At 69.6% G+C, this 20,147-nt stretch carries 20 protein-coding genes; 12 read left to right on the top strand and 8 right to left on the bottom strand.

Going from position 1 to position 20,147, the window contains the following annotated elements; all coding sequences use genetic code 11:
* Nucleotides 1-19 precede the first annotated feature (19 nt).
* From QAR72_RS02210 to QAR72_RS02235, 6 genes are all read right to left on the bottom strand, one after another.
* Complete coding sequence (locus QAR72_RS02210) at nt 20-1,534, bottom strand: ABC transporter ATP-binding protein (RefSeq protein WP_304615728.1); 1,515 nt, start codon at nt 1,532-1,534, stop codon at nt 20-22.
* Entirely contained in the window at nt 1,531-2,352 is an 822-nt protein-coding gene (locus QAR72_RS02215; RefSeq protein ID WP_304615729.1) for an ABC transporter permease, read from the bottom strand. The genes QAR72_RS02210 and QAR72_RS02215 overlap by 4 nt, the downstream gene beginning before the upstream one ends.
* On the bottom strand, nt 2,352-3,308 hold the full coding sequence (locus QAR72_RS02220) for an ABC transporter permease (RefSeq protein WP_304615730.1): 957 nt from the start codon (nt 3,306-3,308) through the stop codon (nt 2,352-2,354). The genes QAR72_RS02215 and QAR72_RS02220 overlap by 1 nt, the downstream gene beginning before the upstream one ends.
* On the bottom strand, nt 3,308-4,819 hold the full coding sequence (locus QAR72_RS02225; protein ID WP_304615731.1) for an ABC transporter substrate-binding protein: 1,512 nt from the start codon (nt 4,817-4,819) through the stop codon (nt 3,308-3,310). The genes QAR72_RS02220 and QAR72_RS02225 overlap by 1 nt, the downstream gene beginning before the upstream one ends.
* Nucleotides 4,820-4,982: 163 nt before the next feature.
* Entirely contained in the window at nt 4,983-5,795 is an 813-nt protein-coding gene (locus QAR72_RS02230; protein ID WP_304615732.1) for an anti-sigma factor family protein, read from the bottom strand.
* Nucleotides 5,792-6,292, bottom strand: a complete 501-nt coding sequence (locus QAR72_RS02235; RefSeq protein WP_304615733.1) for a sigma-70 family RNA polymerase sigma factor — start codon at nt 6,290-6,292, stop codon at nt 5,792-5,794. The genes QAR72_RS02230 and QAR72_RS02235 overlap by 4 nt, the downstream gene beginning before the upstream one ends.
* Before the next feature lie 216 nt (nt 6,293-6,508).
* Here QAR72_RS02235 and QAR72_RS02240 point away from each other — a divergent pair, with 216 nt between their 5' ends.
* Entirely contained in the window at nt 6,509-7,504 is a 996-nt protein-coding gene (locus QAR72_RS02240) for a DUF2333 family protein (protein WP_304615734.1), read from the top strand.
* A 70-nt stretch (nt 7,505-7,574) separates the two neighbouring features.
* On the opposite strand, the gene QAR72_RS02245 is transcribed toward QAR72_RS02240, so the two are convergent.
* Complete coding sequence (locus QAR72_RS02245; protein WP_304615735.1) at nt 7,575-7,943, bottom strand: hypothetical protein; 369 nt, start codon at nt 7,941-7,943, stop codon at nt 7,575-7,577.
* A 249-nt stretch (nt 7,944-8,192) separates the two neighbouring features.
* Here QAR72_RS02245 and QAR72_RS02250 point away from each other — a divergent pair, with 249 nt between their 5' ends.
* The 9 genes from QAR72_RS02250 to QAR72_RS02290 are packed head-to-tail and all read left to right on the top strand — an operon-like array spanning nt 8,193 to nt 17,507.
* Nucleotides 8,193-8,804 (top strand): Na+/H+ antiporter subunit E, encoded by a 612-nt coding sequence (locus tag QAR72_RS02250; RefSeq protein WP_304615736.1) that lies wholly within the window; start codon nt 8,193-8,195, stop codon nt 8,802-8,804.
* On the top strand, nt 8,801-9,064 hold the full coding sequence (locus QAR72_RS02255; protein WP_304615737.1) for a monovalent cation/H+ antiporter complex subunit F: 264 nt from the start codon (nt 8,801-8,803) through the stop codon (nt 9,062-9,064). The genes QAR72_RS02250 and QAR72_RS02255 overlap by 4 nt, the downstream gene beginning before the upstream one ends.
* A complete protein-coding gene (locus tag QAR72_RS02260; RefSeq protein WP_304615738.1) occupies nt 9,061-9,354 on the top strand; it encodes a cation:proton antiporter in 294 nt (97 codons plus the stop codon). The genes QAR72_RS02255 and QAR72_RS02260 overlap by 4 nt, the downstream gene beginning before the upstream one ends.
* A complete protein-coding gene (gene mbhE / locus QAR72_RS02265) occupies nt 9,347-10,315 on the top strand; it encodes a hydrogen gas-evolving membrane-bound hydrogenase subunit E (RefSeq protein WP_304615739.1) in 969 nt (322 codons plus the stop codon). The genes QAR72_RS02260 and mbhE overlap by 8 nt, the downstream gene beginning before the upstream one ends.
* The gene (locus QAR72_RS02270; RefSeq protein WP_304615740.1) at nt 10,305-10,598 is read left to right on the top strand and encodes an NADH-quinone oxidoreductase subunit K; all 294 of its coding nucleotides are present in this window, start codon (nt 10,305-10,307) and stop codon (nt 10,596-10,598) included. Before mbhE ends, QAR72_RS02270 begins: the two co-directional genes overlap by 11 nt.
* Nucleotides 10,585-12,039, top strand: a complete 1,455-nt coding sequence (locus tag QAR72_RS02275; RefSeq protein ID WP_304615741.1) for a complex I subunit 5 family protein — start codon at nt 10,585-10,587, stop codon at nt 12,037-12,039. The genes QAR72_RS02270 and QAR72_RS02275 overlap by 14 nt, the downstream gene beginning before the upstream one ends.
* Nucleotides 12,036-13,517 carry a complex I subunit 5 family protein gene (locus QAR72_RS02280; protein ID WP_304615742.1) on the top strand — a complete coding sequence of 494 codons (1,482 nt, stop codon included), beginning with the start codon at nt 12,036-12,038 and terminating at the stop codon, nt 13,515-13,517. The genes QAR72_RS02275 and QAR72_RS02280 overlap by 4 nt, the downstream gene beginning before the upstream one ends.
* A gap of 3 nt (nt 13,518-13,520) precedes the next feature.
* Nucleotides 13,521-15,266: a complex I subunit 5 family protein gene (locus QAR72_RS02285; RefSeq protein WP_304615743.1), complete on the top strand. Its 1,746-nt coding sequence runs from the start codon at nt 13,521-13,523 to the stop codon at nt 15,264-15,266.
* A gap of 21 nt (nt 15,267-15,287) precedes the next feature.
* A complete protein-coding gene (locus QAR72_RS02290) occupies nt 15,288-17,507 on the top strand; it encodes an ATP-dependent nuclease (protein WP_304615744.1) in 2,220 nt (739 codons plus the stop codon).
* A 117-nt stretch (nt 17,508-17,624) separates the two neighbouring features.
* Here QAR72_RS02290 and QAR72_RS02295 read toward each other — a convergent pair whose 3' ends face one another.
* Entirely contained in the window at nt 17,625-17,972 is a 348-nt protein-coding gene (locus tag QAR72_RS02295; RefSeq protein WP_304615745.1) for a hypothetical protein, read from the bottom strand.
* Between the two features lie 318 nt (nt 17,973-18,290).
* Here QAR72_RS02295 and QAR72_RS02300 point away from each other — a divergent pair, with 318 nt between their 5' ends.
* Together QAR72_RS02300 and QAR72_RS02305 are read left to right on the top strand one after the other, a co-directional pair.
* Nucleotides 18,291-19,778 (top strand): NADP-dependent isocitrate dehydrogenase, encoded by a 1,488-nt coding sequence (locus QAR72_RS02300; protein WP_304615746.1) that lies wholly within the window; start codon nt 18,291-18,293, stop codon nt 19,776-19,778.
* Nucleotides 19,779-19,854: 76 nt separating this feature from the next.
* Nucleotides 19,855-20,115, top strand: a complete 261-nt coding sequence (locus tag QAR72_RS02305; RefSeq protein WP_304615747.1) for a hypothetical protein — start codon at nt 19,855-19,857, stop codon at nt 20,113-20,115.
* The last annotated feature ends 32 nt before the right edge of the window (nt 20,116-20,147 follow it).

Genomic DNA, 20,147 nt, shown 5'->3' on the forward strand with positions numbered 1-20,147 from the left:
TGGTCGCCCCTGCGCCCGCTCAGGCGCCTGAAACCTCTGCCGCGACGCGGGTGCCGAAACCGGGCTTGTCCGCGGGGCGGTATCCGGTCTGCGCCGCAGGATCGCGGACAAGATCCGCTCCGGTCGGGCTACCTTCATGGTCGCCCAGCCGGATCACCCGGTCCGCCGCGCCGGCCAGCAGGTCGGGATCGTGGCTCACGATCAACAGGGCCATCCCGGTCTCGCGCGCGGTCTCAACCAGCAGCTCGGTGACTTCCGCCTGCGTGATCAGATCCAGCCGCGAGGTCGGCTCGTCGGCGAACAGGAAGACCGGATCCAGCAGCAGCAGGCGCAGCAACGCAAGGCGTTGAAGTTCTCCGCCCGAAACCGCGTCCGGGCGGCGGCCCAGCAGGACGGGGTCAAGTCGCAGGCGGGCCATCAGCCCCCCAATGCGCCCCCGGTCCAGCCCGTGAAGCCGGACAAGATCCTCCAGCGCGCGCCCAAGGGGCAGGTGCCGGGGAAAGGCGCTTGGCGGGTCCTGATAAAGCTTCTGAAAGCGCCGGGCCGCGATGCCCTCGCCCCGGATCACCTTTCCCTGCTCGGGGCGGCACAGGCCCAGCAGCACATCCCCAAGCGTGGATTTGCCGCAACCGCTCGGCCCCTCGATGCCGATGATCTGGCCTGGATGCAGATCGAGACCCAGATCCCGGAAAAGGCGCCTTCCGCCGCGCCGGACCGACAAGCCCTCGGCCCGCAGGACGGGCTTGCCCACCGGCTGGCGCGGCACGCGCCGGGGCCAGCTGGCGGGGTCCGCCGCGACAAGGCGGCGGGTATAGTCGTGGCGCGGCTGCGACAGGACCTGGTCGGCGGGGCCGCGCTCGATCACCCGACCTTTCAGCATGACGATCAGTTCACCGCCCATCCGGCGGGCCAGGGTCAGGTCGTGCGTGATGGTCAGCAGCGCGCCGCCCTGCACGACCTCGCGCATCAGCAGCGCGATCACGTCGTCGCGGCGCGCGATGTCCAGCCCCTTGGTCGGCTCGTCCGCCACGACGATCCGCGCGCCGCCGGCACGGGCCGCCGCAAGGGCCAGCCGCTGCGCCATACCCCCCGAAAGCTGGTCGGGCCGCGACGCGCTCGCCTCAGCAAGCCCCAGCCCGGCCAGGTCGCGGTCGGCTGCCTGCCCGGCCTCGGCCCGGTTCAGGCCGCGGACCAGGGCGTGCCCCTCGGCCACCTGCGCGCGGGCGCGCATCAGCGGGTCCAGCGACAGCCAGGGCTCTTGCGGCAGGACTGCGATGACGCGGCCCCACAGATCGCGCAGCGCGCGAGGATGCGCCAGATCGAGGCTGCAGCCTTCGACATCGACCTGCCCGCCGGCACGCAGCCCCGCCGGCAGCGTGCCGATGATGGCCTGGGCCAGAAGGCTCTTGCCCGACCCGGTCTCGCCCAGAATCGTGACGGGCCGACCTGCCGCCAGCGTCAGAGAGACGGGCTCGACCAGTTGCGACAATCCCGCCCGGACCGAAACGGCCGTGGCCTTCAGCAGATCGCTCATGTGCGGCGCCCTCCGGCAACAAGGTTCAGCCCCAGCAGCGTCAGGAAGGTCGCAAGGACAGGCACCAGCAGGGCCATCGGCGCCTCGCGGTAATAGGGCAGCAGCTCGACCATCATCAGGCCCAGTTCCGGCGTGGGCGGACGCATCCCCACGCTGACGAAGCCGAGAGCCGCGATCATCATGATCGCCGTCGCCGCACCAAAGGCGCCGAGCGTCAGCAGAACCGGCGCCAGTTCGGGCCAGAGATGACGGCGGAAGACATAGAGCGGGCCGAAGCCCAGCAGGCGCGAGGCCTCGATGGCGGGCGCGGCCATAAGGCGGCTGACGGTGGCGCGGGTCAGGCGGAAATACTCGATCCAGAGAACCAGCGTCAGCCCGATCCAGAAGGCCATCGGCGTGACCGGAACGATGGCCGACACGATCAGCACCAGCAAAAGCCCCGGCAGCGCGAGAAAAGCATCCGCGATCAGGCTGACGGCGCGGTCCACCCAGCCGCCGCGCCAGGCCGCCAGCACGCCCGCCGCAACGCCCAGCAGCGCCGCGCTGGCCACCGCCGCCGCCGCGATCGCCAGCGACAGCCGCAGTGCCGCCGCCAGCCGTGCCGTCAGCGACCGGCCCAGATGATCATAGCCAAGAGGCGAAGCCGCGTCGGGCGCGGCCAGGATGTGGCGCAGGCTCTGGCGCAGCGGATCGGCGGGAAAGACCAGCGGCGCCAGCAGCGCAAAGCCAAGGACCAGCGCCAGCAACGCCGCCCCGGCCAGCCGCGACCATGGCCGCGCGGATGCCTGCAGCGGGATGTCGGTCGGGATCACGCTCATCAGCCCTGCCTCCGGCTGTCAGGGTTACGCGGGTCGATCCAGCGCGCGGTCAGATCGATCATCGCGTTCAGCGCCACGAAGCCCAGACCCAGCAGCAGGGCGGTGCCCTGCACCATCGGCACGTCGCGGCCGAAGATCGCATGGACCAGCGCATGGCCGATGCCGGGCCAGCCGAAGATCGATTCGATCACCACGACACCTTCGACAAGCATCGCGAATTGCAGTCCCAGATAGGTGACCATGGCCACCCCGATATTGCGAAGACCGTGGCGGCGCAGCAATTGCCATTCGGACAGGCCCTTCCAGCGGCCGAATGCGTAATGCGGACTGGCCGCCACAGCCGCCATCGCGTCGCGCGCGATCCGCGCCGAAACCGCCGCCAGGCCAAGCGCCAGCGTCAGGGCGGGCAGGATGAAATGCTCGGCCCGCCCGTATCCCGCTGCCGGAAGCCAGCCAAGCTGGATCGAGACCAGCACGATCAGGATCAGGCCCATCAGGAATTGCGGCACCGAACGCAGCGCGGTCGAGACGACCAGCAGCGCCCGGTCCAGCCAGCCCCCTGCCCTCAGCCCGGCCAGGATCCCGAGCGGCGGGCCGATCAGCAGCGACAGCGCCAGCGCCGCCAGCGCCAGTTGCAGGCTGGCGCCCAGCTGGTGGCGGATCTCGTCCATCACCGGCGCGCCGGAAATGACCGAGGTGCCGAAATCCAGCCGCATCAGGTCCAGAAACCACGCCCCGAACGCCTCCAGGGCCGGGCGGTCCAGTCCCAATTCCAGACGGACGGCCTCGGCCGCCTGGGCGTTCACCGCATCATAGCCGTAGCGGCCGGCCGCGATCCGGAACGCCATGTCGCCAGGCAGCGACTGCATCATCAGGAAGGTCAGCACCCCGACCAGCAGCGCGACCAGCAAGGCCTGCGCCGCCCGGTAGAGGATCGCCCGCAGGACAGGGTGCATCACTCTGCCCACCGGATCTGCCGCAGGCCGATCGTGCGTTCGTAGGGGTCGACCACCGCGCCGGTGATCCCGGCCGAGACCGCCGCGGTCTGCTGATACCAGGCCACGGGAATGACCGGCAGTTCGGTCTGGAGGATGTCGATGGCGCGGTCGCGTTCCGCCTGACCGCCCTCGCCCCGGGCAAGGCCCCGGATCAGGTCGGCGAATTCGGCGCTGTCCCAGTTCATCGCGCCCCAGTCGCCGGTCGGGGCGTAGTCGGTCAGGAAGGTGCCGACCGGATCGGGGACCAGCGCGAAATTCCGCGCGATCAGCGCGATGTCCAAAGTGCCGTCGCCATGCCGCACGGGGATTTCCGACGAGTTCGTCGAATCGATGACCACCTCGACGCCGATATCGGCGAACATCTGCTGCAGCACCGCCGCAGACAGGGGCAGTTCGGGCCGGTCGGGATAGGTCGTCAGGGTCAGGCTGAAACGCTCGCCGTCGCGGGTCAGGATGCCGTCCGGTCCCTCGGCCCAGCCCAGTTCCGCCAGCAGGTTGCGCGCCGCCTGCGGGTCATGGGCCAGCGGCTCGACCGTGTCCGAATGCCAGTCCGAGACCGAGGGCGGCAGGATCTGGTCCGCTGCAGCGGGATAGCGCAGGATCGCCTCGGCCAGCCCTGCGCGGTCGATGGCCAGCGACAGGGCGCGCCGGGCCTCGGGCTCGGACAGGGCGGGATGGCCGGCATTCACCTTGATGAGCAGCGAGCGCGGCACCGACACCGACAGGACGCTGACATCGTCGCGACCCGACAGCCGTGCGACCGAGGCCGGATCGAGGTTGAAGACGTAATCCGCATCGCCGCTTTCGGCCAGCAGGGCGCGCGTCTCGGCCCGGCCGACGGCCTGATAGGTCGCCCGCTCGATGGCGGGGGCGCCATCCCAGTGGTCGGCGAAGGCCTCGGCCTCCAGCCGCAGCGGCGCCTCCAGCCGCGTGACGCGATAGGCGCCGGTGCCGATGACCTCGGAGACGCTGCCATCCTCGGCATAGGCCGCGGGCGCATAGATCAGCGACCGATATTCCGACAGGAAGGCTGGCAGGGGCGCGAAGGGCTCGGACAGGCGGATGACCAGCGCGCCATCCTCGGCGGCGATCTCCGTGATCGGCGCGGTTTCCAGCAGGCCCGGCTTGGCCCGCGCCACATCCAGCGCGCGGGCGGCGGCCTCGGCGGTGAAGGGCGTGCCATCATGGAACAGCACATCATCGCGCAGGCGGAAGCGCCATTCCAGACCGTCATCCGTGGGCTGCCAGTCCAGCGCCAGACCGGGGATCAGCCGCCCTTCGGCATCGGCATTCACCAGCGTCTCGGCGATGTCCATCTTGATGAAGATGCTGCCCGAGGCGACGGGATCGGCGCCCTTGATCTCGAACGGGGCGACCACGTCCAGAACGCCATCACCGGCGTGAAGGGCAGCGGGCAGGACAGGGGAAAGAAGCGCGGCAAGGGCCGCAGGGGCAAGCAATCTTTGCATCGGGTCCGACTCCTGAGATTGCTAGCGTTATTATATCACATAACGACGACCGCAAGCCCGAAGGCGTCCCATGGATCAGATTGCGCGGCCGACCCGGCGGGCGGGCCTGTTCGCCCGCCCCATCTCCTGGCCGTGCCTGCGCGCCGCCGGTCAGGCCGCGCGATCAGCGCCCGCCCTGAGCGCGGATCGAGGCGATCAGGGGCAGCATCCCGTCCGCGTCCACCGAGGCGATGACGACGTAATCCAGCGCGTCATCGGTCCAGTAGGCAATGCTGCCAAAGGCAGCGGGCTCGACCTTCAAATCGTAATCGGGCCGGTCCGGCGGGTGGCGTTCGACGGCAAGCGTGGCCTGACGACCGGCCTCGTCGCGATAGGTGAAGAACGCCGCCGGGCCGGACGCGTAGCGGGTGTAGCGAACCGCGTCGATGCGGTGGCCGGGCAATTCGAACGCGGCCTCGCGGAAGCGATATTCGAATTCGTCCGAGATCAGCTGGACTGCCAGGTGAATCTCGTCGGCGGCGAACTGGCGCGTTTCTGCGGTGCTGTCGGCATAGACGAGATGCCCGCCCAAGGCGCGTTCGACCGGTGCGGGATAGGCCAGCGCGCCGATCGGGGGCTGGTCGGTCAATGCGTGCACGCCCCAGCCGGCGGCAAAGATCATTACGCCAGCCGCCGCGCTGCGCAGATGCGGGCCCGTCAGCAGGCCGCGCAGCCGCCGCGCGCGCAACCGGCGCGCAAGCTGGCGCTCCAGTCCGGCGATGGCCAGGTTCGCGGGCAGGCCGTCCGCACGCGCTGCAGCCTCGCGGATCAGCGCGGCGTGGTCGCGCCAGGCCTCGACGGCGTCGCGTGCTTCGGGATCCTGGGCCAAGGCCGCCGCGACATCCTGCATGCGTTCGGCGGGCAGCATCCTGTCGGCATAGGCCAGCAATTCGGCATCCTGGCCGGGATCGGGGATTTTGTCTTTCGCTTGTCTCAAGGTCGTCCTTCCTTTCGGGTCTCGCCGGGCAGCGGACCGTTCTTGCGCGCCGAAGCGCACCGCCCGCCCACCAGCCGCCTGAGGGCCTCGCGGCCGCGGCCAAGCCGCGACATGAAGGTGCCAAGCGGCACTTCCAGCGCGCGGGCGGCCTCGGCATAGCTCATCTCGCGCAGGGCGATCAGCACGATGGGCCTTCGCTGCGCCTCGGGCAGGCTGTCCAGCGCCTGCAGCACCTGGCGCAGTTCGACGCGGTCATGCTGCGTCTCGGGCGTCACGGGCCGGGGCAGGTCGGGGGCGGCATCGTTGCGGGTCCGGGTGCGGCGCAGATCGCTGACATGGGCGTTGTGCATGATGCGGAACAGCCACGGCCTGAGATCGCTGCCCGGCTGCCAGGTATCCGCCCGCGCGATGGCGCGGGTCAGCGTCTCCTGCACCAGGTCATCGGCCGAGACCGCGTCGCGTGTCAGCACCAGCGCATAACGGCGCAGGCTCTTCACGTGTCTGTTCAGCTCGGACCCGATCCCCACCCCGTCACCTCCGTTTCAACCGCTGCGGTCCCACACATACGCCCCGCCCGCCCCTTTCATCCCCGCCTGACGCATTTTTTTCGGCATCCGGCGGCGGGACGGGCGCGGATGATTCATCCCCTCCATGCGTATGTGAGCAGAGGCGACCGCATTGCGGCAAGCCGCCCCGGACAGCAGGAGGAGCCCATGGATAAGGCCCGCAGCATCGACAGCGCGACGGTCCGGCCGCCCCGGCAGGGATTGCTGCGGCGGTTCCTTGCGTCGGGACCGCGCGTCGCGCTTCGCCGTCTGGCGCTTGCCCTGCTGCTGGTGGGGGTGCTGTTCTACGGGGTGATCGGCAGTCTTCTCAGCACGGTCGATGCGGATGTGGACTTCATGCCCCCCTCGCCCGTCGCGGGGGGCAGCCATGCGGTGAACATGGCCGAGGCACTGATCCTGCGCGAGGTGCAGACCAACCGTTGGGCGCCGAACGACCCGCCATTCTTTCCGACCGCGATGCATGACAACATGGCCAATTTCCAGCGCGGGATGATGCGCGCGATCGGCCGCTTCACCCTGCAACTCGAAATTCAGGTCGGTCGGCTGCGCGGCTCTTCGGCCATCGACGAGGATCTCAAGCGCGCCAGCGGCCTGCTGCAATTTCCGACCGATGTCTGGTTGTTCGACTTCAACCAGTCGCTGCTGCCGGTCCAGCCCGCCGAGGTGCAATACGAGGCCGCCGCGCGCGCCCTGCGCAATTACAACCTGCGCATTGCCGGCAACACCGCCATCTTCGAGACACGCGCCGACGCTCTGGCGCTGACGGTCGAGCAGATGGCCGACGAACTGGGCGCGCGGGCGGCACTGATCGACGCCCATATCGCCGCCGGGCATTTCGTCATCAACACGCAGTCCGACGACATCTTCTATGCCAACAAGGGCATGGCTTATGCCAGCTATCTGCTGCTGCGCGAACTGGGGCGCGACTTCGACCGGGTGATCCAGTCGCAGGGACTGGGCAAGGTCTGGTTCCAGTCGCTGGAAAGCCTGCGCCACGCGGCCGAGCAGCGCCCGGCGGTCGTGCTGAACGGTCGCGGCGTGAACAGCCTGATCGCCAATCACCTGCAGATCCAGGGCTTCTACCTAAAGCGCGCCATTCTGCAACTGGACGAGGTCGCCCGCGTCATCCGCGCCGGACGCTGATCCCGGAAAGGCAAAACCCGGACCAAAAGGTCCGGGTTTGCTTGGTCGGGCCGGCGATGGCGCGGGCTTCCTATTCGGCAGCGATGCGGTTGCGCGCGGCCGCCTCATGGCCGACAGGCTCGACCTCGTCCAGATCGGTGCCGCCCACCAGTTCCAGCGCCTCGCGGCCCAGCCTCTGCATGTGCTCGACATTCAGCATCAGCATCTGCACGTCCAGCGCCAGCGTGGCGCGCGTCATGCCGATCCGCTTGAGCTGGCGGTCCTGAAGGCGCAGCAGCGCGGCGATGATCAGCGTGCTGTCGCGCTCACGCAGCCATGCCTCATAGGCGGCGGTGTCCCGGTGGCGCAGCCGGCCCCAGATCAGGGCGATCCGGTCCAGGCTCCAGCGATCATGCTTGCGGTCAGTCGCGCCGAACTCGGCAGTCATCGTGTGGGTCATGCTGTCCTCCTGTGCGTTGCATCCCGATTACGCGCGGGCGGGCGAACTCGTCCGCGCCTCACGCGGTCGTGACCCGGCAGACCGGCCCGGCCGCAATTTTCGCAAAGGGCCGGGATGAAAGCGCGCGCATGGGCGTATGTGCCGCGAGAACGCCGCAGAGGATCGACGCCGACCGGGCCAGCACCGGCCGGCGGATCAAGCTGCGCCCCCACCGAAGCACAAGACCTTGCGACCGACAGGAGGACACGGGTGACGACCTCGCCACGCCCCGCTGATGCGGCCCGGACAGCCATCACCACCACGACGCAATTGCGCGCGATCCAGCCATCGCCCCCTGTCGGGCCGGTCGAGCGCGCCGGGTTGCGCGACCGCCTGCGCGGGCTGATCCTGCCCGTCGCCCTGTTGGCGCTGATCTGGTCGCTGCTGACGGATTGGCGGCTGGATGCGTGGGTGTTCGGCCTGCCCGCGCTGGCCATCGCCGCCGGGCTGCTGCTGGCGATGCCGCATCCGCGCCGCTGGCGGCTGGCCCCGGTGCCGACGCTGCTTTTCGCGCTGTGGTTTGCTGTGCAGGCCGTGCGCGGCGCGGTCGATGTCGCGCTGCGCGCCGTCGCGCCCCGAATGCCGCTGCGGCCCGGCTTCCGGTCCTGGCGCACTGCCCTGCCCGAGGGTGCCCCCCGCATCGTTCTGGCCAATGCGGTCACGCTTCTGCCCGGCACGCTCAGCGCCGAGCTCGAGGGCCAGCGGCTTGTCATCCACGTTCTGGATGCCGGGCTTGACCACGACCGCGCGCTTGGCGATCTCGAGTCGCGGATCGCGGCAATCTTCGCCGCCCCCCTCCCGGGCCGCGAGGTGGCGGCATGAACACCTATCTCGGCCTTGTCGCGCTTGTCCTGCTGGCCAGCCTGCTGGCGGGTCTGGTGCGCGTGATCCGCGGCCCGGCCCCCGAGGCGCGGCTGATGGCGGGGCAGCTTCTGGGCACAACCGCCGTCGCGATCCTTCTGGTCCTGTGGGGCCTGACCGGGCAATCGGCCTTTCTGGACGTGGCGATGGTCTTTGCCATCCTGGCCGCCGTCGCGCTGATCGCCTTCGTCGCGCTGTCGAACCAGGGGGCGGGGCGATGATCTCGATGGTTGCCATGGTGCTGATCGGCGCGGGGGCGCTGTTCTTTCTGGCCGGGACGATCGGTCTGCTGCGCTTTCCGGACCTTCACTGCCAGCTTCACGCGCTGACCAAGGCCGACGGGCTGGGCCTGACGCTGATCGGGCTGGGCGCGGCGCTGCTGGCCGGGTCCGTGGGCGATATCGCGCGCATCGCGCTGATCTGCGCCTTCGCCGCCCTGTCGGGGGCCACTTGCGGCCACCTGATCGCCCGCCATGCGCGGCGCGGCGATGCGGAGGGCCGGGATGTCTGAGCCCCTGTTTCTCTTTGACCTGCTGCTGGCGCTGGCGGTGGTGGCGATCGCGGCTGCTGCGCTGCTTGTGCGGGACGCATTCGCAATGATCGTGCTGTTCGTCGTCTTCGGCCTGCTGTCGGCTCTGGCCTGGGTGCGGCTGGCCGCGCCGGACGTCGCGCTGGCCGAGGCCGCCATCGGCACCGGCCTGACCGGCGCGCTGCTGTTGAAGACGCTGCATCACCTGCGCGCGCGCGGCATGGCCGGCTGGGAACCGGGCGCCGCGGCCCCACGCCCGGTGCCGCGGGCCGTTGCCTCGCTGAATGCGGGCCTGACGCTGGCAGTCGTGGCGGGGCTGGGCGTCGCCATCCTCGGCTCGCCGCTGCGCGTCACGGGGCTGGAGATCGCCGTGGCCGAGGCCATGCCCCTAAGCGGCGTCGACAACCCGGTGACGGCGGTGCTGCTGAACTTCCGCGCCTATGACACCCTGATGGAGGTCGTGGTGCTGCTGGCCGCAATCATCGTCGTCTGGCAGGTCGAGCGTGGCGCGGACGCCGCACCCGCGCCCTCTCTCGGCCCGATCTGGCAGGGCTTTGCGCGCCTGACGCTGCCTGCGGCGGCGATCGTCGGAGTCTACCTGCTCTGGGCCGGGGCCGAGGCGCCGGGCGGAGCCTTTCAGGGCGGCGCCATGCTGGCGGCCATCGGCCTGATGCTGCTGCTGACCGGGCTCTACCGGCCCCATCCGGACCACCGTGCGACGGCGCGACTGCTGTTCGTTCTGGGTACCGTCGCCTTTGCCGCCGTCGCGCTGCTGGTGGCGGGCGCGGGGCGCGCCAGCTTCGAATATCCGCAAGGCCACGCCAAGACGCTGATCCTACTGATCGAGGGTCTGGTGACGATCTCCATCGCCGTCACCCTGACCGCCCTGTTCCACGGCCGCGAACCGGCCGCGCTGAAAGGAGAGCTTCGCCATGACCCCTGACCTGATCTACGGCGCGGCCGGTCTGGCCGTCTTCGGCATCGGCCTGTGGGGCGCCATCGCGCTGCAGGACCGGATGCGGCGGCTCTTGGGGCTGAAGCTCTGCTCGGTCGGGGCGGGGTTCGTGCTGATCGTGGGCGCCTGGCGCGAACCGCCCGCCGCGCCCGATCCGGTGCCGCATGCGCTGGTCATCACCGGCATCGTCGTCATGCTCAGTGCGACCGCCGCCGCGCTGGCCCTGATCCGCCGCCTGCACGATCTGGAGGCCGCCGATGACCGGGCCTGACTGGCTGACCCTGTCCATCATGCTGCCGCTTTTCGGAGCGGTTGCCGCCTTCATCCTGCCGCGCGCGGCGGCGGGGCTGGGCCTGGCCACGGTCGCGGCCACGACGCTTTGCGTGCTGATGATGGCCGACCGGGTGGCGGCCTTCGGCGCGGTGACGGTGCCGCTTGGCGGCTGGGGCGCGCCCTTGGGGATCGAGCTGCGCGCCGACGGGCTGTCGGTGGCGATGCTGGCCCTGACCGGGATGGTGGGCCTGCTGGTCAGCGTCAGCGCGATCGACGCCTTTGCGGGCGATCGCACCGCCCGCCAGCGGCACTATTTCTGGCCGCTCTGGCTGCTGCTGCTCAGCGGGCTGAACGGGGTCTATCTGGGAACCGACCTCTTCAACCTCTATGTCATGATCGAGATCATCGCCCTGGCCGCCGTCGGCCTGACCGTCTTGGGCGGCACGCGAGAGGCGCTGAGGGCGGGGCTGGACTACGTCTATGCCAGCATCCTGGGCGCGCTGCTGTTCCTGCTGGGCGTCGGGCTGATCTATCTGCAACTGGGCCGGCTGGACTTTGCCGGCGTTATTGCCGCGCCCCCTTCGGCCGCGATGACGGCGGCGCTGGCGGTGATGTTCGTGGGGCTTGCGCTGAAGACGGCGCTGTTTCCGCTGCATGTCTGGCTGCCTGCCGCCCATGCCAATGCCGCCGCCCCCGCCAGCGCGCTGCTGTCGGGGCTTGTGGTCAAGGGCGCGCTTTACATCGTGCTGCGGCTGGCCGGCTACATGCCCGCCCTGACCGAGGACATCCTGACCCTGATCGGCCTGATGGGCGCGGGCGCCGTCATCTGGGGCGGCATCCAGGCGCTGCGGGCCGACCGGCTGAAGCTGCTCGTCGCCTGGTCCACCGTCGCGCAGATCGGCCTGATATTCGTCGCGCTGGCACGGGCGGGGGAACGGGGCCTCTCTGACAGCTGGAAGGCCGCCGCGCTGCTGATCCTCGCCCACGGGATCGCCAAGGCCGCGATGTTCCTGGCTGCCGGGCGCATCAAGGACGAGGTCGGCCATGACCGCATCCGCGATCTGGACCGCAGTCCGATCCGCCCGACTCTGGCGCAGGTCACCTTCGCGCTGGCCGCGATCAACCTGATCGGTCTGCCGCCCAGCCTTGGCTTCATCGGCAAGTGGCAGCTGATGGAGGGCGCGATGATGGCCGGTTACTGGCACTGGGTGGCGATCACCATGATCGGCACGCTGTTCTCGGTCGCCTATTTCAGCCGCGTTCTGGCGGGCTTCCTGCGCTTTGACCGCGTGCGGGGCGGGCCTCTGGCGGAACATCACGGCTGGTCGGGGGCGGATGCCGCGCCGCTGATCCTTGCCGGCGCGGCGGTGCTGCTGGGTCTGGCCGCCGGTCCGATCATTGCCTTCATCGACCTTGGCGCAGGGGGGGCCATGCCATGACCGAATCCGCGACCCTTCTGATCCTAATCCTGCTGACCTCGCTCGGCGCGGCGCCGGTCATCTTCGCCCTGCCCGAGCGGGCGGCGCGCCTGCGGACGGCGATCAACCTGACCATGGCGGCGATCAAGGTCGCGCTAGTCGGCTGGCTGGCGCTGGAGGTCGGCCAGGGCGCCCGCCACGGCCTGTCCTTCGCGATCCTGCCGGGGCTGGAATTCCGCCTGCAGGCCGACCCCTTGGCGATCCTGTTCATCGCGCTGTCGGCCGTCCTGTGGCTGATCACCACCATCTATTCGGTTGGGTATCTCGAGCGCGGGCCGCACCGGGCGCGGTTCTTCGGCTTCTTCAGCCTGTGCGTCGGCGCGACCGTTGGCGTCGCGCTGGCGGGCAACCTGTTTACCTTCCTCGTCTTCTACGAGCTGCTGACGCTGGCCACCTATCCGCTGGTGATCCATCGCGGCACGGCCGAGGCGCTGCGGGCGGGGCGGATCTACCTGATCTACACGCTGGCCGGCGGTCTGGTGCTGCTTCTGGGTACGCTTGGCCTGTGGGTTCTGGCGGGCACGACCGATTTCGTTGCGGGCGGGATCATGGCGGACGTGGCAGCCGCCCAGCCCCTTGCGGCGCAGGCGCTGTTCGTGGTCCTGATCCTGGCGCTCGGGGTCAAGGCGGCGCTGGTGCCGCTGCATCGCTGGCTGCCCATCGCCATGGTCGCCCCCGCCCCCGTCTCGGCGCTGCTGCACGCGGTCGCTGTGGTCAAGGCCGGAGCCTTCGGCATCATCCGCGTCGTCTTCGAGGTTTTCGGGATCGAAACCGTCCGCGAGCTTGGCCTTACCATGCCTCTGGCCGCGCTGGCGGCGGTGACGATCCTCTACGGCTCGGTCCGGGCGATGACGCAGGACGACATCAAGAAGCGGCTAGCCTATTCCACCGTCAGCCAGGTCAGCTACATCACGCTTGGCGTGGCGCTGGCCGGGCCGGTGGCGGCGGTGGGGGCGCTGGCGCATCTGATCCATCAGGGCCTGATGAAGATCACCATGTTCATGGCCGCCGGAAACCTGGCCGAGGCCCTGGGTGTCAAACGCGTCAGCCAGATGGACGGGGCGGGCCGCGCCCTGCCGGGCACGATGCTGGCCTTCACGCTGGCGGCGCTGGCGATGATCGGGCTGCCGCCCTTGGCGGGCTTCGTCAGCAAGTGGTATCTGGCGCAGGGCGGTCTGGCCGTCGGGCAGGACTGGGTGATCCCGCTGCTTCTTGGATCGAGCCTGCTGAACGCACTCTATTTCCTGCCCATGCTGCACCGCGCCTGGTTCCGCGATGCGCCCGAAGCCGAAGCCCCGCGCCCGCGCATCGGCTGGATGCTGGCCGCGCCGCCCTTGGTGACGGCGGCGCTGGTGCTGGCGGCGGGGCTGATGGCCAACGCGCCCTTCAGCCCGCTGGAATGGACCCGCTTCATCGTCGAACTGGAATACCGGGAGTAACGCATGACCGGCCTGTCGCTTGCCCTTGTCCTGATCCTGCCCGGCATGCTGGCCGTGGCCCTTGCCTCGCCCGCCCTGCGCGCGGCGGCCTGGCGGCTGGTGCCGCTGGCCCCCATGCCCGCGCTGGCACTGGCCCTGATGACCGCGCCCGATTCCGCGCCGGTCCTGCGGGGCGACTGGCTGATTCTGGGGACAGAACTCGGCCTCGACCCCGTCTCGCGGCTGTTTCTGGCCTTCACGTCGGTCCTGTGGATCGCGGCCGGCTCCGCCGCGCGGCACTGGATGCGCGACGATCCGCGCGCGGCGGCCTTCGGCATCTGCTTCCTGATGGCGATGACGGGCAATCTGGGCCTGATCCTCGCCCGCGACGCCGCCAGCTTCTACGCCTTCTTCGCGCTGATGAGCTTTTCGTCCTACGGGCTGGTCCTGCACGAGCGGAGCGACAAGGCGCGATCGGCTGCGCGCCTTTACATCGGCTTTGTCATCGCGGGCGAGCTGGCGCTGTTCGCAGGGCTGGCCCTGGCGGCGGCGCAGGCCGGATCGCTGCTTCTGGCCGATCTGCGCGCATCCGCGGCGGACGGGCTGGCCGCGTTGCTGCTGTTGGCCGGGTTCGGGGTCAAGCTGGGGCTGGTGCCGCTGCATTTCTGGCTGCCGCCGGCGCATGGCGCAGCGCCGGTCCCGGCCAGCGCGGTCCTGTCGGGCGCGATGATCAAGGCGGGGCTGTTTGGAATGATCGCCACGCTGCCCCTTGGCGTGACCGCTTTCGACGATCTGGGACCCTTGGTCATGTCGGCAGGGCTGGTCACGATCTTCGCCGCGCTGCTTCTTGGCGTCCAGCAGACGAACCCGAAGGCCGTTCTGGGCTATTCCAGCGTCAGTCAGATGGGGATCATCGCGCTCGGCCTTGGTGCGGGCCTGCTGGCGCCCGAGGCCTGGCCCGCGATCCTGCCGGCGCTGGTCTTTCTGGCGGCGCATCATGCGCTGGCCAAGGGGGCGCTGTTCCTCGGCGTCGGCGCGGTGGCGGCGCAGCCGCTCGGCAGGGGGCGCTGGCTGATGCTGGCGGCGCTGGCCCTGCCCGCGCTGGTGCTGGCGGGCCTGCCCGCCACCTCGGGCGCCCTGGGAAAAGAGACGCTGAAGACCGCACTGGCCGCAGGCTCGGCCGTGTGGCTTCCTTGGCTGGTGGTGGCGCTGACACTGTCGGGGATCGCAACGACGCTGCTGATGGCGCGCCACCTGTTCCTGCTGGCCCGCCAGTCTCCGAGCGCGCCGCAGGCCGTGGCGCCCGAGGCCATCGCCCTGCCCTTCCTCGGGCTGGCCCTAGGCGCGGTCATGCTGCCCGCGCTCTGGCCTTGGCTGGCCGGTCCCGCCGGCGCGCCCCTTGCCCAAGCCAGCGCCGGGCCGCTCTGGCCCGTGGCAGCGGGGCTGGCCATCGCGCTTGGCGCAGGGCTGGAGGCTCATGCACGGCGGATCGGGCCGGCAGTCTTTGCCGCGCAGCTTCTGACGCCTTTCCGCGCCGCGCGCGCCCGGCTGACGCGCGTGGTGGCGGTCCGGCAGCGCGGGCTGCGCCGCCTGTCGGTGCAGGTGCCCCGCCAGATTGCCGCGCGGGCCCTCGACTGGCGGCTGGCCCAGACCGCGATCCTCATCCTCATTGCGCTGGTCATGGCGCTTCATCTGGCTTCGGGGCCGCGCGCCAGCGTGATCCCCGATCCGTCGGGCACATCGGGTGCCGCAACCGAAGGAAACCTCTGACATCACGAAAGGCAGGAGAACATGCGCCATGAAAGCAATTTCCCCCGGCAGGACGCCATGACGGACCGGTCGGTGCGACCCGAACCGACGGGCCTGACGCTGCTGCGATACCGGGTCAGCAATTTCCGCTCGGTCGCGGATTCGGGATGGCTTTCGGCGGATCACGTCACCGCTCTGATCGGCGTGAACGAATCCGGCAAGACGAACCTGCTGCTGCCCCTGTGGAAGCTGAACCCGGCCAGCGGGGGCGAGCTTCAGCCGACCTCGGATTATCCCAAATCGCTCTTTGCCGCGATCAGGGCGGCGCCGGGGCAGTTCCCGTTTGTCACGGCAGAATTCGACACCGGCGCGCAGGCCGGGGCGCTGGCCGCGCTTGCGGGCATTCCGGTCGAGCAGGCGCGCCGGGTCAGCGTCTCGCGCTGCCATGACGGCAGCTATCAGACGGCCCTGCCCGCCGCGCTGCGCGATGAGGGCAAGGCGCTGCGCACCGCCCTGGACGCCCTGCGCGAGGCGCATGCCGCGCTGCGGGCCGTCCCGGCCGGGACGGATCTGCGGGACGAGGCGCTGCAGCTTGTCGCCCGGCTTCTGACCGAGAGTGACGGTCCCGCGCGCGTCACCGGCAACGACCTGCGCCTGGCGCGCAACGCGGTCGGCGCGCTGATCCCGGCCATGCCGCCCGCCAGCAGTCTGGTCATTCCCGTCCTGCGCTCGCTGCAGAAGACGCTTGGCCAGCAGATGGCCGCGATGATGTCGCCCGACCCGGCCAGCCGTGACGAGGTGCGCCAGTGGATCATCGACCACCTGCCGCGCTTCGTCTATTATTCGAATTACGGCAATCTCGACAGCGAGATCTACCTGCCCCATGTCGTCGAGAACATGGGCCGCGCCGATCTGGGCGCGAAGGAGGGCGCCAAGGCGCGCACGCTGCGGGTGCTGTTCGACTTCGTCGGCCTGCAGGCCTCCGAGATCCTGGAACTGGGCCGTGATTTCCGCGACCTGCGCGAGGAAGCCGAACGCCGCCAGATCGCCGAAGAGGGTCACAAGGCGCGGATCCGCACGCTGTGGCAGCGGGCCAGGGGCGAGGACGAGATCCCCGATGCCGACCTTCTGGCACGGATCGCCGAGGCCAAGCGCACGCGCTCGATCCTGCTGCAATCGGCGGGGACCAAGCTGACCGAGCGCTTTGGCGAATGGTGGCTGCAGGGCGATTACCGCTTTCGGTTCGAGGCGGATGGAAATCATTTCCGGATCTGGGTCTCGGACAGCCGCCGCCCGCAAGAGGTCGAGCTGGAGCACCGCTCGACCGGGCTTCAGTGGTTTCTCAGCTTCTTTCTGGTCTTCCTGCACGAGGCGCGCGGCCGGCACGAGAACTGCGTCCTGCTGCTGGACGAGCCGGGCCATTCGCTGCACCCGCTGGCACAGCGCGACCTTTCGGCCTTTTTCGAGGCTTTGGCGGAACGCAACCAGATCCTCTACACGACGCATTCGCCGTTTCTCATCGACGCGGACAGGCTGGCGCGGGCGCGCAAGGTCTTTGTGGACCGCGACGGCTCCACCCGCGCCAGCGGCGACCTGCTGGAGGGCGAGGGGCGCGACAGCCAGCGCGGGGCGGCCTTTGTGGTGCGCGCCGCGCTGAACCTTGCCGTGGCCGAGGCCACGCTTGGAGGCGCGCAGCCGGTGCTGGTGCAGGGACAGGTGGAACAGACCTATCTGTCGCTGATCCGCACGCTCTGCATAGCCTCGGGGCGGTTCCGGCCCCGGCGGGATCTGATCTTTGCGCCGGTCTGCGGGCTGGGGGTCATGCCGGTTCTGGCGCGGATGCTGGGCGGGGCGGATGCGCGCCCGCCCAGCCTTGTCGTGGACGGCACGGCGGCAGGCGCCGAGCTGGCGGCGGCGATGGCTGTCGCCGATGCCGACCGGCTGGTGCGGCTTGACGGCCTGTCGGGCCGTGAGGTCGAGACGATCGAGGACCTGCTGCCCAAGGCGCGGCTGGCCGCCCTGCTGGACCGGATCGAGCGCCGCCCCGAGCGCATGTTCTCGGACGTGCTGATCGAGTGGCGGCCCTTCATGCCCCAGGTTCTGGAATGGGCGCGCGACGAGGGGATCACCCTGGCCCCCGACTGGCGCCTCAGGCTGGCCGAAAGGCTGCGGACACACTTGCTGGACGGCGCGGCCAGCGATGAGACGCAGCCGCTGCTTGAGCCGTGGCTGGACCTGATGACCCGGCTTCAGGAGGGCTGAGCCTGTCCCTGAACCATGCCTGCGGGTTTCTGCCCGCAGGCTTTTTCATGGCCTCTTCCTCACATGAAAAAAAAGGCCGCCCCGAAGGGCGGCCTTTAGGGTCGGGCGTGCAGCGCGTCAGGACGTGCCGAGCGTATTCCCACCGGTCGACCGATCAGCGGCACGCAGCCACAGCCCCGCGCCCAGGATCGCCGCAGCGCCAGGCAGCAGCAGCCACATCGCGGCGCCGCCCGTGATGACCGCGAACAGGGCGGCCACTCCTCCGGCGCCGATCATCAGCAGGGAATCGACGGCCGAGGGACGCAAGAGCACCTTGGCCGCCACCAGGACGCCCGCCAGTCCCAGCACGAAGGCGAGGCGCGCGCCACCGCCATAGAGGCTGGACACCCACGGGCTGATCACGATGAGCAGCGCGCCGAACGAGGCGATGGCTCCGGCGAGGGTGGATTTCGAGATAGCTTTCATCAGTCTTTCCTTTCCTGCGCTTTGGGGGCCGGATCCTGTCGGCATTGCGGTGGGGCGCTGCCGCTGCCCCGGCCGGGTTCGGGGTTCGTATCGGACATACGCGCCGCACCGCCCGGTTAATCCCCTGAACGGAAACGATTTCGCGCCGACGGATTTTTTTCGCACGCCGCGGATGAGACCCGCCCGTCGGGCGTATGTGTCGTCGGAGATGCCGGAGAGGACGGCTCCGTTCCGGCAGGCCTTCGCTGCCTGGAGCCAGCCGGGGCGGCCCGCCCCTTCCATCTCCACCCTGACCTGATCCCATTCCAAGAGGCCTCAATGAACCAGCTATTCGTTCCCACAGAGCCCTCGGCCCGCGACGACGCGCAGCAGGCCGCGCCCGTCACGGTAGCCCATGGCGACGGCATCGGCCCCGAGATCATGGAGGCCTGCCTGCGCGTCCTGACGGCGGCCGGCGCCCGTCTGGCCATCGAACGCATCGAGGTCGGGCAAGACGTCTACAAGGCCGGCCACGGCGCTGGCATCGCCCCCGAGGCCTGGGACAGCCTGCGCCGGACGCGGGTTCTCTACAAGGCGCCCATCACCACGCCCCAGGGCGGCGGCTACAAGAGCCTGAACGTCACCATCCGCAAGACTCTGGGGCTTTACGCCAATGTGCGCCCGGTCAGCGCCTACGCGCCCTTTGTCGAGACGCGCCATCCCGACATGGACGTGGTCATCATCCGCGAGAACGAAGAGGACCTCTATGCCGGTATCGAGCACCGGCAGACCGACGAGGTCTATCAATGCCTGAAACTGATCACGCGCCCCGGCTGCGAGCGCATCGTTCGCCATGCCTTCGCATATGCCCGCGCGCATGGCCGCAGGAAGGTCACCTGCTTCACCAAGGACAACATCATGAAGCTGACCGACGGCCTGTTCCACCGGGTCTTCGACGAGATTGCGGAGGATTATCCCGACATCGAGACCGAGCACATGATCGTGGATATCGGGGCCGCGATGCTGGCCGACACGCCCCATGCCTTTGACGTGATCGTCGTGCCAAACCTCTATGGCGACATCATCAGCGACATCGCGGCGCAGATCTCGGGATCGGTGGGGCTGGCGCCCTCGGCCAATCTGGGCACGGATTTCGCCATGTTCGAGGCGGTCCATGGCAGCGCCCCGCGGCTGGCCGGGCTGGACATGGCCAATCCGTCGGGCCTGCTTCTGGCGGGCGCGATGATGATGGCGCATCTGGGCCAGATCCGCGTGGCCGAGCGGGTGCGCAACGCCTGGGCGCGCACGATCGAGGACGGCGTTCATACCTTCGACATCTACCGCGAAGGGCGCTCGCGCCGCGCCGTCGGCACCGCCGATTTCGCCCAGGCCGTCATCGACCGCATGGGCCACCGCCCCAGAAGCCTGCCCGTGGCCCGCTACGCCGCCGCGCCCGCGATGCCCGCGCCGCCGCCGCGCAACCGGCAGCCCGCGCGCAAGGAACTGGTCGGGATCGATGTCTTTGTCCAGCATGTCGGCACGACCGAGGCCCTGGCCGACATGCTGCGCCCCCTGGGCCGCGGCCGCCTGTCGCTCGGGATGATCAGCAATCGCGGCGTGAAGGTGTGGCCCGACGGCATGCCCGAGACGTTCTGCACCGATCACTGGCGCTGCCGCTTCACGGCGGCCGGGCGGGCCTCGATCCGCAAGGCGGACATCATCGACCTGCTGTCCGAACTGGCCCTGCACGGGGTCGATTTCATCAAGACGGAACATCTTTACACCTTCGATGGCACGCCCGGCTTCTCGGTCGGACAGGGCCAGTAACCCGCGTCGGGAGGCATGCTCCGTTGCCTCCCCCCGCACCCCAACCGCAACGTCAACAGCAACAGGAGAACGGAAGATGAAGAAACTCGCCTGCATTCTCGGTGCCGCATCGATGCTTGCCCTCGGCTCGGCCGCCTTCGCCTATGCCGAGATGGACTCGGACCTGCGCGCGCAACTGATCGAGCTTGGCCTCGACGAGGAAGCGGTCGCGGCGATCGACGCCGATCAGGCCGCCGAGGTCCAGGAAATCCTGGCCTCCGAGGCCGAGGAGGACACGATGCGCGACCAGATCCTTGCCCTGATTGCCGCCGAGGAGGCCGACGAGACCGACGGCTGAGAAGCCCTCTCCTCCCGGTTTTCCGACCGGGA

The sequence above is a fragment of the Paracoccus sp. (in: a-proteobacteria) genome, from assembly GCF_030604785.1.
Classification (GTDB): Bacteria; Pseudomonadota; Alphaproteobacteria; order Rhodobacterales; family Rhodobacteraceae; genus Paracoccus.